At 64.3% G+C, this 15,679-nt stretch carries 11 protein-coding genes and 2 tRNA genes; 4 read left to right on the top strand and 9 right to left on the bottom strand.

What is annotated here, in order from left to right; translation table 11 throughout:
• Positions 1-216 precede the first annotated feature (216 nt).
• Both rlmB and rnr read right to left on the bottom strand, forming a co-directional pair.
• The gene (gene rlmB, locus NP552_RS08555; protein WP_043863525.1) at positions 217-969 is read right to left on the bottom strand and encodes a 23S rRNA (guanosine(2251)-2'-O)-methyltransferase RlmB; all 753 of its coding nucleotides are present in this window, start codon (positions 967-969) and stop codon (positions 217-219) included.
• Positions 966-3,605, bottom strand: a complete 2,640-nt coding sequence (gene rnr / locus NP552_RS08550; protein WP_054916173.1) for a ribonuclease R — start codon at positions 3,603-3,605, stop codon at positions 966-968. The genes rlmB and rnr overlap by 4 nt, the downstream gene beginning before the upstream one ends.
• A gap of 264 nt (positions 3,606-3,869) precedes the next feature.
• Here rnr and NP552_RS08545 point away from each other — a divergent pair.
• The 4 genes from NP552_RS08545 (at position 3,870) to NP552_RS08530 (ending at position 6,927) form a co-directional block, all read left to right on the top strand.
• Positions 3,870-3,956, top strand: a tRNA-Leu gene (locus NP552_RS08545).
• Between the two features lie 83 nt (positions 3,957-4,039).
• Positions 4,040-4,126, top strand: a tRNA-Leu gene (locus tag NP552_RS08540).
• Positions 4,127-4,348: 222 nt separating this feature from the next.
• On the top strand, positions 4,349-5,362 hold the full coding sequence (locus NP552_RS08535; RefSeq protein WP_043863527.1) for an extracellular solute-binding protein: 1,014 nt from the start codon (positions 4,349-4,351) through the stop codon (positions 5,360-5,362).
• A complete protein-coding gene (locus NP552_RS08530) occupies positions 5,362-6,927 on the top strand; it encodes an ABC transporter permease (protein WP_043863528.1) in 1,566 nt (521 codons plus the stop codon). The genes NP552_RS08535 and NP552_RS08530 overlap by 1 nt, the downstream gene beginning before the upstream one ends.
• Positions 6,928-7,014: 87 nt before the next feature.
• On the opposite strand, the gene NP552_RS08525 is transcribed toward NP552_RS08530, so the two are convergent.
• From NP552_RS08525 to hfq, 7 genes are all read right to left on the bottom strand, one after another.
• Positions 7,015-8,949, bottom strand: a complete 1,935-nt coding sequence (locus NP552_RS08525; RefSeq protein ID WP_274096634.1) for a methyl-accepting chemotaxis protein — start codon at positions 8,947-8,949, stop codon at positions 7,015-7,017.
• Positions 8,950-9,148: 199 nt separating this feature from the next.
• Positions 9,149-10,438 (bottom strand): adenylosuccinate synthase, encoded by a 1,290-nt coding sequence (locus NP552_RS08520; protein WP_043863530.1) that lies wholly within the window; start codon positions 10,436-10,438, stop codon positions 9,149-9,151.
• A 54-nt stretch (positions 10,439-10,492) separates the two neighbouring features.
• Complete coding sequence (locus tag NP552_RS08515; RefSeq protein ID WP_043863531.1) at positions 10,493-11,680, bottom strand: ATP phosphoribosyltransferase regulatory subunit; 1,188 nt, start codon at positions 11,678-11,680, stop codon at positions 10,493-10,495.
• A gap of 278 nt (positions 11,681-11,958) precedes the next feature.
• The gene (gene hflC, locus NP552_RS08510; RefSeq protein ID WP_043863532.1) at positions 11,959-12,828 is read right to left on the bottom strand and encodes a protease modulator HflC; all 870 of its coding nucleotides are present in this window, start codon (positions 12,826-12,828) and stop codon (positions 11,959-11,961) included.
• Complete coding sequence (gene hflK / locus NP552_RS08505) at positions 12,828-13,994, bottom strand: FtsH protease activity modulator HflK (RefSeq protein ID WP_043863533.1); 1,167 nt, start codon at positions 13,992-13,994, stop codon at positions 12,828-12,830. Before hflK ends, hflC begins: the two co-directional genes overlap by 1 nt.
• A 66-nt stretch (positions 13,995-14,060) precedes the next feature.
• Complete coding sequence (gene hflX / locus NP552_RS08500) at positions 14,061-15,392, bottom strand: ribosome rescue GTPase HflX (protein ID WP_043863534.1); 1,332 nt, start codon at positions 15,390-15,392, stop codon at positions 14,061-14,063.
• A 12-nt stretch (positions 15,393-15,404) separates the two neighbouring features.
• Positions 15,405-15,665: an RNA chaperone Hfq gene (hfq, locus tag NP552_RS08495; RefSeq protein ID WP_043863535.1), complete on the bottom strand. Its 261-nt coding sequence runs from the start codon at positions 15,663-15,665 to the stop codon at positions 15,405-15,407.
• Positions 15,666-15,679 lie beyond the last annotated feature (14 nt).

Raw genomic sequence — 15,679 nt, 5'->3', positions numbered from 1 at the left:
AGTGAATGACACTGTTTGTCTTGCCTTGTGCGGTGGGCGCATGCGCGCCTGCCAGCGGGGCAAGGGGCGCAATTGTAGAGAAGCGCCGGGGCGCACGCAAGGCAATTGGTGATTATTTGAACAGCCTTGAAAGCATCGCGGGCCAGGCCCGCCCCCACACAGGCCACCGAAAGCCCTGTGGGAGCGGGCTTGACCCGCGAAAGTGGCAACGCCTTATCAGGCCTTGCGCTTGGCCTGACGCTGACGCACCGCCTCGAACAGGCACACGCCCGTGGCCACCGACACGTTCAGGCTGCTGACGCTGCCGGCCATCGGCAGCTTCACCAGAAAATCGCAGTGCTCGCGGGTCAGGCGGCGCATGCCCTTGCCCTCGGCGCCCATGATCAGGATGGTCGGGCCGGTCAGGTCCTGCTGATACAGTTCCTGTTCGGCCTCCCCCGCCGTGCCCACCACCCACAGGCCGCGCTGCTGGAGCTTCTCCAGAGTACGCGCCAGGTTGGTCACGGCCACCAGCGGAATCACCTCGGCAGCGCCACACGCCACCTTGCGTACCGCCGGGGTCAGGGTCGCCGACTTGTCCTTGGGCACCACCACCGCCAGCGCACCGGCCGCATCGGCGGTGCGCAGGCAGGCGCCCAGGTTGTGCGGGTCGGTCACACCGTCCAGCACCAGAATCAGCGGCGCGCCTTCGGTGCGGTCCAGCAGCTCTTCGAGCATCGCCTCGCCCCACACCTGGCTCGGGCTGACCTCGGCGACCACGCCCTGGTGCACGCCCTCGACCCAGGCGTCCATCTCGCGGCGTTCAGCCTGGCCGACCGTCACTCGGTTCTGTGCGGCCAGCTCCAGCAGGGCCTGCACCCGCGGTTCACTGCGGCTGTCGGCCAGCCAGATCTGCTTGACCCGCTTGGGGTGGTGGCGCAACAGGGCCTCCACCGCATGCACACCGTAGATCTTTTCCAGCTGACTCATGACTTGCCCTTGGGTTTACGTGAAGCGGAACCGGCTTTTGGCGGCCCCTTGCGGTGCTTGCTCGGTTTCTCCGAAGACGTCTTCGAGCCCTTGGCCGCAGGCTTGCCCACGGCGTTCTTGGCATCGGACAGCAACGCCTTCTTCATTTCCCGGCTCTTGCGCACTTCGGCGTTCTTGGCTGCGGCATCGGCCGGGAAATAGGCTTCGGAGGTTTCGTTCTTGCGGCTGCGGCGCGGCGGCTCGGCCGGCGCCGCTTCGACCTTGGCGGCCTTGGCCGGCGCGCTGTAGGGCTTGGCGGCACCATTGGACTTGGCCGAGGCAGCGCCCGTCTTGCCCTTGGCGGCAGGCTCGGCACCACGCTGCTTGCGACCGATCGGCGCATTCAGGGTGTTTTCGGCCATCTCGAAATCGATCTTGCGCTGTTCGAGGTCCACGCGCATCACGCGCACTTCGACCGTGTCGCCCAGGCGGAAGCTGCGACCGGTGCGCTCGCCCGCCAGGCGGTGGTGTACCGGGTCGAAGTGGTAGTAGTCACCCGGCAAGGCACTGACGTGCACCATGCCTTCGACGTAGATGTCGGTCAGTTCGATGAACAGGCCGAAACCGGTCACCGCGGTGATCACACCCGGGAAGCTTTCGCCCACGCGATCCTTCATGTACTCGCACTTGAGCCAGTTGGTCACGTCGCGGGTGGCTTCGTCGGCGCGTCGCTCGCTCATCGAGCACTGCTCGCCCAGCTGCTCCAGGGCCGCCTCGTCGTACGGGTAGATGCGCGCCTTGGGAATGCTCATCGCGCCGGCCCGCTTGACGTGCGGGGTTTCCTGGCGCGAACGGATCACGCTGCGGATGGCACGGTGGGTCAGCAGGTCGGGGTAACGCCGGATCGGCGAGGTGAAGTGGGTGTACGCCTCGTAGTTCAGGCCGAAGTGGCCGTTGTTGTCGGCGCTGTACACCGCCTGGCTCAGCGAGCGCAGCATCACGGTCTGGATCAGGTGGAAGTCAGGGCGACCGGCGATCTGCGACAGCAGCGCCTGGTAGTCCTTGGGCGACGGACCATCCTTGCCCTTGTGCAGCGAAAGCCCCAGCTCGCCGAGGAAGGCGCGCAATTTTTCCAGGCGCTCCGGCGGCGGACCGTCGTGCACGCGGTACAACGCAGGGATCTCGTGCTTCTTGAGGAACTCGGCCGTCGCCACGTTGGCCGCGAGCATGCATTCTTCGATCAACTTGTGCGCATCGTTGCGCACGGTCGGGCGAATTTCCGCGATCTTGCGCTCGGCACCGAAGATGATGCGGGTTTCCTGGGTTTCGAAGTCGATCGCGCCACGGGTGTGACGGGCCGCCAGCAACACCTTGTACAGCGCATACAGCTGCTTGAGGTCCGGCACCACGTGGCTGTACTGCTCGCGCAGCGCCTTGCCTTCACGGGTACGGGCATGTTCGAGCATGCTGCTGACCTTGTTGTAGGTCAGGCGCGCGTGGGAGTGGATGACCGCTTCGTAGAACTGGTAATCGACCATCTGGCCGGACTTGTTGATGGTCATTTCACAGACCATCGCCAGCCGGTCGACGTTCGGGTTCAGCGAGCACAGGCCGTTGGAAAGTTCCTCGGGCAGCATCGGGATCACCCGCTCGGGGAAGTACACCGAGTTGCCGCGCACCTGGGCTTCGTTGTCCAGGGCAGAGCCCAGGCGCACGTAGCTGGACACGTCGGCAATCGCCACGAACAGGCGCCAGCCACCGGAGAACAGGCGCAGCTTGCCCAGGCTTTCGCAGTACACGGCATCGTCGAAGTCCCGTGCGTCTTCGCCGTCGATGGTGACGAACGGCAGGTGACGCAGGTCGATGCGGTGTTCCTTGTCCTTCTCTTCGACTTCAGGCTTGAGCTTGCGCGCTTCCTTGATGACCGCCTCGGGCCATACATGGGGAATGTCGTAGCTGCGCAGCGCCACGTCGATTTCCATGCCCGGCGCCATGTAGTTGCCGATCACTTCGACGATATCGCCCTGCGGCTGGAAGCGCTGGGTCGGCCAGTGGGTGATCTTCACCTCGACGAACTGGCCGACCTTGGCGCCGGCATTGCGGCCCGGGGTTACCAGCACTTCCTGCTGGACCTTGGGGTTGTCGGGGGTCACGAAGCCCACCCCGCCTTCCTCGAAGTAGCGCCCCACGATGCTTTCGTGGGCACGGGAGATCACTTCGACCACCACGCCTTCACGCCGGCCGCGCCGGTCAAGCCCGGACACGCGCGCCAGCGCTCGGTCGCCATCGAACACCAGGCGCATCTGCGCCGGGCTCAGGAACAGGTCGTCGCTGCCATCGTCGGGGACGAGAAAACCGAAACCGTCGCGGTGGCCCGAGATGCGACCCAGGATCAGGTCCAGCTTGTCTACCGGGGCATAGGTGCCGCGCCGGGTGTAGATCAGCTGGCCGTCGCGCTCCATGGCGCGCAGGCGGCGACGCAAGGCCTCGATCTGGTCCTCGGTCTGCAGGCCGAACTCTTCCACCAGTTGCTCGCGGGCGGCGGGAGAGCCGCGCTCGTCAAGGCGCTGGAGGATCAGCTCACGGCTAGGAATGGGGTTTTCGTATTTTTCCGCTTCACGAGCGGCCTCGGGATCGAGGGTCTGCCAATCGGCCATTAGTAGGGGTTCACCTTGTCTATATAGGGTTAGTTTGGCATAGCCGTATTGAAACCGGAAATCCGAGGCTTTGACAGCCCCGTCAGGGCCCTTGAGTGATGCCAAAACAGCCCAAGGAACAACGACTTGAAATTTTTGAGATTTTTTCTGAACGGGGCTTTACAGCCTTCGAGGGCATCCGTATAGTGCGCACCACAACGACGGACAGCGTCGTTATAGTTGAGAAGCGGCGCGATGTGAAGCATCATGAAGCCTCGACGATATGCCCAGATGGTGAAATTGGTAGACACGCCAGCTTCAGGTGCTGGTGACCTTACGGTCGTGGAAGTTCGAGTCTTCTTCTGGGCACCAATTTTCAAGTTTCAGATTAGCTTGCCTGTCTGGAATTTACGCAACACACGCTACACCGTTTCATGTTTCAATGCTTCAACTTTGCCCAGATGGTGAAATTGGTAGACACGCCAGCTTCAGGTGCTGGTGACCTTACGGTCGTGGAAGTTCGAGTCTTCTTCTGGGCACCATATTCTAGAGAAACCCGCGAAAGCGGGTTTTTTTATGCCTGCGATTCGAGCTCACCCCACTGCCGCCCATTCGGACGCTGCGTTGCCACCCCGCCCCGCCCAACAAATCAAGTGAGTTAACCGATAGTCAGCTCATGAATTTTTCCTCACGGGCGTACTTGAGAAACTATATCGTTTATCATTGTTTCAAGATTTGTAGCCCGCAAGCGAGGAACCACCCGCATGACGATCCGCATCAACCCGATTTTGCGCGGCCTGGCCGTTTCCGTGTTCAGCCTGGTGCTCGCAGCACCCGCCGCCATGGCCGCCGACCCTGTGACGCTGACCCTGTACAACGGCCAGCACAAGGAAATCGGCGAAGCCATCGCCAAGGCCTACGAGGCCAAGACCGGCATTCACATCAATATCCGCAAGGGCAGCAGCAACCAGCTGGCCAGCCAGATCGAGGAAGAAGGCGCACGCTCCCCGGCCGACGTCATCTATACCGAAGAATCGCCGCCGCTGAACAACCTGGGCGAGAAGGGCCTGCTGGCCAAGATCGACGATTCGACCCTGCAAGTGCTGCCCAAGGAATACGTGGCCAGCAACGGCACCTGGATGGGCGTGACCGCACGCACCCGCGTGGTGGCCTTCAACCCCAAGGTGATCGACGAAAAAGACCTGCCCCAATCGGTGATGGACTTCGCCGACCCCGAGTGGGACGGCAAGGTCGGCTTCGTGCCCACCAGCGGCGCGTTCCAGGAACAGGCCGTGGCCATCCTCAAGCTGCACGGGCGTGAAGCGGCCGAAGAATGGCTGACCGGCCTCAAGGCCTTCGGCAAGACCTACACCAACAACATGGTTGCCCTCAAGGCCGTGGAAAACGGCGAAGTGGCTGCCGTACTGGTGAACAACTACTACTGGTACGCCCTCAAGAAAGAGCGCGGCCAACTGGACTCCAAGCTCTACTACCTGGCCGACGGCGACGTCGGTGGCCTGGTGACCATCTCCAGCGCCGCGGCGGTCAAGGCCAGCAAGCACCCCAAGGAAGCCCAGGCCCTGCTCGCCTGGATGGCCAGCGAAGAAGGCCAGCGCGTGATCACCCAGACCACCGCCGAGTATCCGCTGCACAAGGGCATGGTCTCGGACCAGGGCCTGAAGCCGTTCGAAGACCTGCGCCCGCCGAAGATCACCCCGGCCGACCTGGGCAATGCCGAGGAAGCCCTGGAACTTGAGCGCGAGGTCGGCCTGCTCTGATGGAAGCCGTGCTGCCTGCGCCGTCTGTGGCGCGTTATGTTCCGCGCCGCAAGCGCCCCTCGATCTGGGTGGTGCTGCCGGTGCTGCTGCTGGTGGGCCTGAGCCTGCTGCCGTTGCTGTACGTGGGCCTCAAGGCCTGGCAGGCCGGCTGGCGCGAGGCGTTGTACCTGCTGTGGCGGCCCTTCGTCTGGGGCCTGATGAAGAACACCCTGCTGCTGATGGCCGGGGTGACCGTGGCCTGCGCCGTGGTCGGCCTGGCCCTGGCCTGGCTGCTGGAGCGCAGCGACCTGCGCGGGCGGCGCTTGTGGGGCGTGATCCTGTGCCTGCCGTTTGCCGTGCCGGCGTTCGTCAGCGGCTTCACCTGGGTCTCGCTGAGCCCGCGCTTCGAGGGGCTGGGCGGGGCGATCCTGGTGATGGCGCTGTCCAAGTATCCACTGGTGTTCCTGCCGGTGGCCGCGACCCTGCGCAACCTCGACACCTCGCTTGAAGAATCGGCCCGCACCCTGGGCTACAACCGCTGGGGTGTGTTCCGCCGGGTCACCCTGCCGCTGCTGTGGCCGTCGATCCTGGGCGGCAGCCTGCTGATTGCCTTGCACATGCTGGTGGAATTCGGCGCGCTGTCGATCCTGGGCCTGCAGACCTTCACCACCGCGATCTACCAGCAGTTCGAGCTGGAGTTCAGCAACGCCAATGCGGCGATGCTCTCGGCGGTGCTGCTGTTCATGTGCCTGTTGCTGCTGTGGTTCGAGCTGCGGGTACGCGGCAAGGCGCGGCACGTGCGCATCGGCCAGGGCGTGGCACGCCGCGCCAAGCCGATCCGCCTGGGTGGCTGGAGCGTACTGGGGCAGTTGAGCTGCCTGCTGCTGGCAGTGCTGGGCAGCGGCATCCCGCTGGGCATGCTGGGCTACTGGCTGAGCGTGGGATCGTCGGCGGCCTTCCCGGTGGCCGACATCAGCCGGGCGCTGTTCTCGTCGCTGTCGCTGGCACTGGGTGGCGCGGGGGTGAGCCTGCTGCTGGCGTTACCGGTGAGCTTTCTGGTGGTGCGCTACAAGGGCCGCCTGGCGATCTGGGCCGAGCGCCTGCCCTACTTGCTGCACGCGCTGCCGGGGCTGGTGATTGCGCTGACCCTGGTGTATTTCGCCCTGCACTATGTGCCGGCGCTGTACCAGACCACCGGCCTGCTGTTGCTGGCCTATGCGCTGCTGTTCTTGCCGCTGGCGCAGGCGCCGGTGCGTACCGCGCTGACCAAGGCCGCACCACAGCTGGAAGAGGCGGCGCGCACCCTGGGCGCGACGCCGTTCAAGGCGTTCTGCAAGGTGACCCTGCCGATCATCTTCCCGGCCCTGGCGGCAGCGTTCGCGCTGGTGTTCCTGGATGCGATGAAGGAGCTGACCGCCACCCTGCTGCTCAGCCCCACCGGCATGACCACGCTGGCGACCGAAGTGTGGGCACATACCGCCAACGTCGAATTCGCGGCGGCGGCGCCCTATGCGGCGCTGTTGATTGTGGTGTCGGGGTTGCCGGTGTACCTGCTGACGACGCGGATGTACCTGAACCGCGCCTGAAAGGCATCGCGGGTCAAGCCCGCTCCCACAAGGATCGATGAGGCCCTTGTGGGAGCGGGCTTGACCCGCGATACAAACGACACTATCTCAGGCCCTGAACTGCCCCAGGCTGGCCTTCAACTGCGCCGCCAGGTCATCCAGCACCTTGCTGCTGGCCGTGGTCTGCATCACCACCTGCGCTGCACGCTCGGCCTGGGCATGAATCGTCTCGACCCGCCCACGCACCGCCTGCGCCCCCTGCGCCTGCTGCTCGGCCGCCCGGGTGGCCAGGCCGATCGCCGCATGCACCTGCTCCACCGACACCTGCACCGACTGCTGCAGGCGCGCGTTGTCCTTGAGCACGGTCAAGCCTTCGCTGGCCTGACGCCCGGCCTGGCTGATGGCTGCCACCGCCTCCCGCGCGCCCTGCTGCAAGGCACCGATGTGCGCCTGGATATCGCCGGTCGAGCTCTGGGTCTTGCTCGCCAGCGCCCGCACTTCGTCGGCCACCACGGCAAACCCGCGCCCGGTCTCGCCAGCCCGCGCCGCCTCGATGGCGGCATTGAGCGCCAGCAGGTTGGTCTGCTCGGCAATCCCGTGGATCACCTCCAGCACCACCTCGATCTGCTGGCTCTGCTCGGCCAGCCGCTCGATCACCTTGGAGCCCGCCCCCACCTGCCCGGCCAACGCTTCGATCAGCTTGGCCACCTGGGCCGAGGTACGGCTGTTCTCGTCGGTGGCCTGGCGAATGTCCACCACCTGCTGCAACGCTGCCTGCATGGCCTGGCTTTCGGCCTGGGCCTCATCGGCCATGCTCGACAGGGCACGCAGGCTCTCGGCCACTTCATCGCGCTGCGAAGCGGCCGCCGCATCGGCGCCCGCGTTGTTCTGCGCCATGGTGCCGATCTCGACCCCGGTGCGCTGCGCCACCTCGCCCGCTTCGCGCACGATGGGCTGCAGCTTGTCGACGAACTGGTTGACCGCTGCAGCCATGTCGCCGATCTCGTCTCGGCTGTCGATCGGCACGCGCTTGGTCAGGTCGCCGTCGCCGGCCGCCAGGTCGTTGAGCGCGGCAATCAGCAGGCGCAGCTTGCTCAGCACGCGCCGGCCGAGTACAACGGCCACCACCAGCAATACGCCGAAGCCCACCGCCACCAGCCCCAGGCCGATGTTCCAGCGCAGGGTCGCCGCTGCTTGCTGCACGGTCTGCGAGGTGTTGGCCTGCATCGCCGCGGCACTGGCCTGGGCCGCCTGCAGGCGGGCGCTCAGGGCCTTGTTGCTGTCGGCCGCAGCGCCCACCAGGCTGTCGCCGACCAACTGGTCGCCGCTGGCGATCAGCGCCGAGAAGCGCGCGTCCAGCGCCTTGAGCTCGTTGTCGACCGACGCCGTGGAGACGCCCATCACCACCTTGCCGATCTCGGTGCCGTTGGGGTTGATCGAGGCTTCGATCATGTACACCGCCGGGTCGTTGCGCGCCGCATCCAGCACCTTGTCGAGCGCCCGTTCGCCCTGGCCCTTTTCCATCAGGGCCTGGTTGATCAGGTTCTGCCGGTTCAGGTAGCGGGTCAGGTGCTGGCCCTGGGCATCGTCGTAGACCACGAAGAGCACGTTGGCATTGCGCTGGGCGCGCCGGGAAAACTCCGACAGTGCCGGTATGTCGTCATCCCAGATGGCCCGTGGCGCAACCGATGCCAGCAGTTCGGCCATGTGATTGGCCGACTCCTTGAGGCTTTTTTCGAGGGTGACGCGCAGTTGCGCCTGCTCCTCCTGAAGGCGTGCGGATAGCCCGGCGGACAAACGCTGGCGGGTACTGGCCGAAAGGCTGTCCAGGCCCGAGCTGAGCTCACGCCCGGCCTGTTCCAGTTCACCCGACAGTTTCTGGCTGTCTGCACCCAGGCGATTACCCAGATCGGCCTCCAGCGCAGTCACCGTGCTCCGCGTCAGCGCGACCGCAACCAGCACCTGCACCAAAAGAGCGATACCCAACGCAACAAAGACAGGCCGCAACAGGCGGCTTCGTAACAATGAGAGAACGGCCGACACACAAGAACCCTCCGTATCGCGGGGCCATTATAGTGATGGCACCTTATAGGACGATTCTTACAGCAAAGGCCGTGCCGGGCAGCAGGCATACCGGTCAAATTCATAGTCAGGGCTGACCTTTATGACCCTTTCACCAAATGGCCAAAAAAAACGCCGCTGACCCGAAGGGACAGCGGCGTTCTTTACTGCCTACAGCGAATCAGGCAAACGGATGGCGCAGCACGATGGTCTCGTTGCGGTCCGGGCCGGTGGAGACGATGTCGATCGGCGCACCGATCAGCTCTTCCACACGCTTGATGTAGGCACGGGCGTTGGCCGGCAGTTCTTCCAGGGTCTTGGCGCCCACGGTCGACTCGCTCCAGCCCGGCACTTCTTCGTACACAGGCTGCAGGCCCACGTAGCTGTCGGCGTCGGTAGGGGCAACGTCCTTGCCCGCTGCGTCCTTGTAGCCGACGCAGATGTTGATGGTTTCCAGGCCATCGAGCACGTCCAGCTTGGTCAGGCAGATGCCCGAGATGCTGTTCACGTCGATGGCGCGACGCAGGATGACGGCGTCGAACCAGCCGCAACGACGGGCACGGCCGGTGGTTGCGCCAAATTCGTGGCCCTGCTTGGCCAGGTGCGCACCAACGTCGTCAAACAGCTCGGTCGGGAACGGGCCCGAACCCACGCGGGTGGTGTAGGCCTTGGTGATGCCCAGGATGTAGTCCAGGAACATCGGACCAACGCCCGAACCGGTCGCAACGCCACCGGCGGTGGTGTTGGAGCTGGTCACGTAGGGGTAGGTACCGTGGTCGATGTCCAGCAGCGAACCCTGGGCACCTTCGAACATGATGTCCTTGCCGGCGCGACGCAGGTCGTGCAGCTCGGCAGTCACGTCCAGCATCAGCGGCTTGAGCAGTTCGGCGTATTCCTTGCACTCGGCCAGGGTCTTTTCGAACTCGATGGCCGGCTCCTTGTAGTAACCCACCAGCATGAAGTTGTGGTAGTCCACCAGCTCGCGCAGCTTGTCTTCGAAGCGTGGCATGTTGAGCAGGTCGCCCACACGCAGGCCACGACGCGCAACCTTGTCTTCGTAGGCCGGGCCGATGCCGCGACCGGTGGTGCCGATCTTCAGCTCGCCACGGGCCTTTTCGCGGGCCTGGTCCAGGGCCACGTGGAAGGACAGGATCAGCGGGCAGGACGGGCTGATGCGCAGGCGCTCGCGCACCGGTACGCCCTTCTCTTCCAGCTTGGTGATCTCGCGCAGCAGGGCGTCGGGAGCAACCACCACACCGTTGCCGATCAGGCACTGCACGCCTTCGCGCAGCACGCCCGAAGGGATCAGGTGCAGCACGGTCTTCTCACCGTCGATCACCAGGGTGTGGCCGGCGTTGTGGCCACCCTGGTAGCGCACTACGGCGGCAGCATGTTCGGTCAGCAGATCGACGATCTTGCCTTTGCCCTCATCACCCCACTGGGTGCCCAGGACTACGACATTCTTACCCATAACACTTGTCCTCATTCGCGCAAACTTGGCGCCGGCTCGTGCCGGCGTGGAATCTCAAATGGCCAGCGGCAGAACCTGCCAAAGCCCGTTTTGCTGAATCAATTGCCGATCGCAATCCGCCTCGACGGCGGCGGTCAGCGGCTGCCCAGGCAAGGCCTGAACCACCCGCTGGCCCTCACTGCGCAATTGGCAGACCAACTGCCAAAGTGCTGCATCGCTGCTGTCGGGCATCCAGATCCCGCCAGACGGCAACACCACCTCGGCTCGCCCCAGTGTGACCAGGGTCTTCAAATCCGTGGAGAAACCGGTAGCCGGACGTGCCCGGCCAAAGTCCGCTCCGATGTCGTCATAGCGACCGCCCTGGGCGATCGACTGGCCGACGCCTGGCACGAAGGCGGCAAACACCACACCGGTGTGGTAGTGGTAGCCGCGCAACTCGCCCAGGTCGAAATACAGCGGCAGCTCGGGGTAACGCGTGGCGAGGCGCTCGGCGATCGCCATCAGGTCATCCAGCGCCGCCAGCACTGCGGCCGGGGCACGGCCCAGGCGCACACGTGCCTGCTCGAGCACTTCGCGCCCACCGCACAGCTCGGTCAGCGAACGCAGCATGCCGGCCAGGTCAGCCGGCAGCGTGGCGGTCAGCTCGATCACTTCGTCGATGGCCTTGCGCTGCAGGGCGTCGAACAACTGCTGCTCGACCGCGCCCGACAGGCCGGCCGCCCGGGCCAGGCCGCGGTAGATACCGACATGCCCGAGGTCCATGTGCACATCCGGCACGTCGGCCAGTTGCAGCATGGCCAGCATCAGGCTGATGACCTCGACGTCGCTGACCGGGCTGGCATCGCCGTACAGCTCGGCGCCCAGCTGAATCGGGCTGCGCGAGGTCGACAGGGCACGTGGCAAGGCGTGCAGCACGCTGCCGGCATAGCACAGGCGGCTCGGCCCTTCACGGCGCAGGGTGTGCGCGTCGATGCGCGCCACCTGTGGCGTGATGTCGGCCCGAAAGCCCATCTGCCGCCCGGATTGCGGGTCGATGACCTTGAAGGTGCGCAGATCCAGGTCCTGGCCGGCACCGGTGAGCAGCGATTCCAGGTACTCGATATGCGGGGTCACGACAAACTCGTAACCCCAGCTCTGGAACAGGTCCAACACCTGACGACGCGCGATCTCGATACGCGCCGCCTCAGGTGGCAGTACTTCTTCGATGCCATCTGGCAGCAGCCAGCGGTCTACCGTTGCCATTACGCCATTTCCCCTATGGTCCGGGCGGCCTGCCCGCGGGCGAGCCTTGAGTGAAGCAGCTATCGGCACACAATGACGGGCAGCGCTGATTCCAGCGAAACCGCAGTACCGATACCCTCGTAAAACCTGAAGTGCGCCACAAGCCCGGGCCCGATAAAGGCCAATCGATCTTGCAGACGCAAAAAAGCCGGGAATTTCCCGGCTGCCGCATCATACACCCGTTTTCTCGCGGGAGGCACCCCGCCCGACGTTTTAGCCGCCGGGCGGGGTGTGCATGCTTACGGTTTGGTCTTGCCCATGAAGCGGAAGAACTCGCTGCTCGGGTCCAGCACCAGCACGTCGCTCTTGTCGGCGAAGCTCTCGCGGTAGGCCTTCAGGCTGCGATAGAACGCGTAGAACTCCTGGTCCTGGCCATAGGCCTTGGCGTAGATGGCTGCTGCCTGGGCATCACCATCACCACGGGTTTCTTCCGACTCGCGATAGGCTTCGGCCAGCAACACGCGGCGTTGACGATCGGCGTCGGCACGGATGCCTTCGGCCAGCTCGTTACCCTTGGCGCGGTGCTCGCGAGCTTCACGCTCACGCTCGGTGCTCATGCGTTCGAACACGCTGCGGTTCACTTCCTTGGGCAGGTCGATGGCCTTGACGCGAACGTCGACCACTTCGATGCCCAGCTCCTTGCTGGCCATGCGGTTCAGCGAAGCGGTGATGTCAGCCATCAGCGCGTCACGTTCACCGGATACCACCTCATGCAGGGTGCGCTTGCCGAACTGGTCGCGCAGGCCGCTTTCCAGACGGCGCGACAGACGTTCGTCGGCGATCTGCTTGAGGCCCGAAGTCGCGGTGTAGAAACGCTCGGCGTCCTGCACGCGCCACTTGGCGTAGGCATCGACCATCACCGCTTTCTTCTCCAGGGTCAGGAACCGCTGGGTCGGTGCGTCAAGGGTCATCAGCCGCGCGTCGAACTTGCGCACCTGGTTGACGTAGGGAACCTTCACATGCAGGCCAGGCTGCACATCGGCCTGTACCACACGGCCGAATTGCAGCAGCACGGCGCGTTCGGTCTGGGCCACGATGTAGAAGCTGTTCCAGGCGACGATCGCCAGCACCACGGCGACGATCACGGCGATCAGGGATTTATTGCTCATCAGCGGCTCTCCCTGGAGCGCGTCTCGCGCTGTTGCTGTTGCAGGTCTGCGGCGGCACGGTTGGCGGCGTCATTGGCCGACGGCGTGACGCTGGTGACCGGGGTGCTGCCACTGCGGCGGCTGTCGATCATCTTGTCCAGCGGCAGGTAGAGCAGGTTGCTCTGACCGTCCTTGCCGGATACCAGGACCTTGCTGGTGTTGCTATACACTTCCTGCATGGTGTCCAGGTACAGACGCTGACGGGTCACCTCTGGAGCCTTGCGGTACTCGGCCACCAGCTTGGTGAAGCGGTCGGCCTCACCCTTGGCACGCGAGACCACTTCATCGCGGTAGCCGTTGGCATCCTCGATGATGCGCTGTGCCTGACCACGGGCTTCCGGCACCACGCCGTTGGCGTAGGACTCGGCCTGGTTGCGCGCACGCTGCTCGTCTTCACGGGCACGGATCACGTCGTCGAAGGCTTCCTGCACTTCACGCGGGGCTGCCGCGCTCTGCACGTTGACCTGGGTCACGGTGATGCCGGTGCGATAGGTGTCGAGGAAGCGTTGCAGACGCTCCTTGATTTCCACGGCCATCTGCTCACGACCTTCGGTCAGCACCTTGTCCATCGAGGTGGAACCCACCACGTGGCGCAGGGCACTGTCGGTCGCGTGCTGCAGGCTGACTTCAGGCTGATCGACGTTCAGCACGAAATCCTGCAGGTTGGTGATCTTGTACTGCACGGTCAGCGGCACTTCGACGATGTTCTCGTCTTCGGTCAGCATCTGGCCCTGCTTGGTATAAGCACGCTCGCGGGTGACGTTCTCCATGTACTTGCGATCGATCGGCGGGAAGTAGATGTTCAGGCCCGGCCCTACGGTTTCGTAGTATTTGCCGAAGCGCAGCACCACGGCCTGCTCCTGTTCGTCCACCACGTACACGGCGCTGTACAGCCATATGGCCGCCAGTACGGCCAGGCCGATACCCAGCAGACCGAAACCGGCACCCTTGCCGGAGCCGCTGTCGCCGCCCCGTTTCTTGCCACTGCCGAACATGCCGTTCAGGCTATCCTGCAGCTTGCGGAAGGCCTCGTCGAGATCCGGTGGTCCCTTCTTGTCGCCGCCACCACGGCGCCCACCCCAAGGATCCTGATTGTTCGAGTTGCCACCCGGCTCATTCCAAGCCATAGCGCTCTCCATCTGATAAAGCAAAGACGCGCCCACGGCGCGCCGTCCAATGCTACAGAATGCCTGTCACGGCTGCCCGACCGCGAGGTCGGGCTTGTATTGCAAAGTGTGTTGCTCGATGAACTCCAGCGGTTTCATCCCCTCGCGGCTTACCAGGCGATTGAACTCGACCCGGGACAAGCGTACCGCCAGCAGGGTGTTGCCGTCTTCGTCATGGTCTTCGCTCTGCACCGCCCCCAGGTCGAAGAACAGCGCGCGCAACCGCGCGAAACGCTGTTCCAGGCGCAGGGTACCGATGAACAGGTCATCCCCCAGCAGTTCTGCAATCGCCTGCCCCACCAGCTCCAGGCCACGACCGTCACGGGCCGATACCCATACCCGCTGCGGCTTGCCGTCGGCATCGCGCTGGATCTGCGGCTCGACCCCTTCGAGCAGGTCGAGTTTGTTATACACCTCGAGGATCGGCAAGCCTTCGGCACCGATCTCGCCGAGCACCGCCATGACCTGCTCGATCTGCTCCATGCGCTCCGGCTCATGGGCGTCGATCACGTGCAGCAGCAGGTCGGAGTTGCTCGACTCTTCGAGCGTAGCCCGAAATGCCTCGACCAGCTTGTGCGGCAGGTGACGGATGAAGCCCACGGTGTCGGCCAGCACCACCGGCCCGACGTCATCCAGCTCGAGCCGACGCAGGGTCGGGTCGAGGGTGGCGAACAGCTGGTCGGCCGCATACACCTCGGACTGGGTCAGCGCATTGAACAGGGTGGACTTGCCGGCGTTGGTGTACCCCACCAGCGACACCGAGGGGATATCCGCGCGCTTGCGCCCGCGCCGTGCCTGCTCGCGCTGGCTGCGCACCTTCTCCAGGCGGCCCTTGATCTGGCGCAGGCGTATGCGCAGCAGGCGCCGGTCGGTTTCGAGCTGGGTTTCACCCGGCCCGCGCAGACCAATACCGCCCTTCTGCCGCTCGAGGTGAGTCCAACCGCGCACCAGGCGCGTGCTCATGTGCTCGAGCTGGGCCAGTTCGACCTGCAGCTTGCCTTCGTGGGTACGTGCCCGCTGGGCGAAGATGTCGAGAATCAGACCCGTGCGGTCAAGCACGCGACACTCGAAGACACGTTCGAGGTTACGTTCCTGACTGGGCGTGAGGGTGTGATTGAAAATGACCAAATCGGCCTGTTCGGCTTTGACCAGGTCGCGAAATTCCTCGACCTTGCCGCTGCCAATCAGGAACTTGGCGGTAGGCTGGTGTCGCGCCACATTGGCGAACGCGACAATATCGGCACCGGCCGACAGGGCCAGCTCGCGGAACTCCTGCGGGTCTTCGCGCGCCTCAGGGCTCTGACCTTCCAAGTGAACGAGGATTGCCCGTTCACCACCACCGTGGCGCTCAAAGAACAAAGCAGACTCCTATCAGGCGTTACCTGGCTCAGCGTCGCCCTGTTCGGCGTCGGCTGCGCTTGGCAGACGAATCGGACGAACCGGCACCACTGTCGAGATCGCGTGCTTGTAGACCATCTGGCTGACGGTGTTCTTCAGCAGAATCACGAACTGGTCGAACGACTCGATCGTGCCCTGCAGCTTGATGCCGTTGACCAGATAGATCGAAACGCCGACCTTCTCTTTTCTCAAAGTATTCAAGTAAGGGTCTTGTAGCGAATGCCCTTTTGACATATGCCGCACTCCTG

The sequence above is a fragment of the Pseudomonas sp. 8209 genome (genome assembly GCF_028682105.1).
In the GTDB taxonomy this organism is placed as follows: Bacteria; Pseudomonadota; Gammaproteobacteria; order Pseudomonadales; family Pseudomonadaceae; genus Aquipseudomonas; species Aquipseudomonas palmensis.
Note: the sequence above shows the minus strand (reverse complement) of the source record. Positions and strands in the feature narration are given on the sequence as shown.

Coding starts and splice junctions, on each gene's coding strand:
- rlmB (WP_043863525.1), bottom strand. CDS start 969: ATGAGTCAGCTGGAAAAGATCTACGGTGTGCATGCGGTGGAGGCCCTG.
- rnr (WP_054916173.1), bottom strand. CDS start 3,605: ATGGCCGATTGGCAGACCCTCGATCCCGAGGCCGCTCGTGAAGCGGAA.
- NP552_RS08535 (WP_043863527.1), top strand. CDS start 4,349: ATGACGATCCGCATCAACCCGATTTTGCGCGGCCTGGCCGTTTCCGTG.
- NP552_RS08530 (WP_043863528.1), top strand. CDS start 5,362: ATGGAAGCCGTGCTGCCTGCGCCGTCTGTGGCGCGTTATGTTCCGCGC.
- NP552_RS08520 (WP_043863530.1), bottom strand. CDS start 10,438: ATGGGTAAGAATGTCGTAGTCCTGGGCACCCAGTGGGGTGATGAGGGC.
- NP552_RS08515 (WP_043863531.1), bottom strand. CDS start 11,680: ATGGCAACGGTAGACCGCTGGCTGCTGCCAGATGGCATCGAAGAAGTA.
- hflC (WP_043863532.1), bottom strand. CDS start 12,828: ATGAGCAATAAATCCCTGATCGCCGTGATCGTCGCCGTGGTGCTGGCG.
- hflK (WP_043863533.1), bottom strand. CDS start 13,994: ATGGCTTGGAATGAGCCGGGTGGCAACTCGAACAATCAGGATCCTTGG.
- hfq (WP_043863535.1), bottom strand. CDS start 15,665: ATGTCAAAAGGGCATTCGCTACAAGACCCTTACTTGAATACTTTGAGA.